1 protein-coding gene is annotated in these 651 nt (G+C 42.7%); it reads left to right on the plus strand.

Annotated elements, in window-relative coordinates:
- A partial coding sequence (locus CL42_RS16260; RefSeq protein ID WP_035271060.1) for an Ig-like domain-containing protein occupies window positions 1-651 on the plus strand: 651 nt, incomplete at both ends.

Below are 651 nucleotides of genomic sequence, written 5' to 3' on the forward strand. Positions count from 1 at the left end.
TACACCATCAGTTGAATTGGCAGATGGCGAATATGACGTAGTTGCAAAAGCAACAGATAAAGCAGGTAACACAGGTGAATCTCAGCCAGAGAGCTTCGAGGTTGACACAGTAGCACCTGAATTAACCATCGATGAGCTTAAGCCGACAAACGATACCACTCCTGAAATTACTGGTAAAACAGAACCGGGAGCGATAGTTGATGTTGTGATCAAAGACAAAGACGGTGAAATTGTCTCTGAAGGTAAAGCAGAAGTTGATCCAGAAGGTAACTGGACGTATACACCGACTGAAGAATTACCAGAAGGTCATTACGATATAGAAGTAACTCCGACTGATAAAGCGGGTAACAAAGGTGATACTTCTAAAGAACAGTTAGAAGTTGATACAACACCTCCTTCTGACATTACTATTGATCCAATTGGTGGTGATGATTTCGAATCGAATGATCCTCAACCTGAAATTACAGGAACAGGTGAGAAAGGTTCGCTAGTGGATATCGTGATCACCGGTCCAGATGGCTTCGAAGAGAAGGCCACTGTTGAAGTAGGAGAAGATGGTAAATGGTCGTATAAACCAGAAGCTGAGTTGGAAGAAGGTGACTACAAAATCGAAGCTACTCCTAAAGATGAAGCTGGAAACGTAGGTAATCC

Source organism: Acinetobacter sp. Ver3 (genome assembly GCF_000632455.1).
Lineage (GTDB): Bacteria > Pseudomonadota > Gammaproteobacteria > Pseudomonadales > Moraxellaceae > Acinetobacter.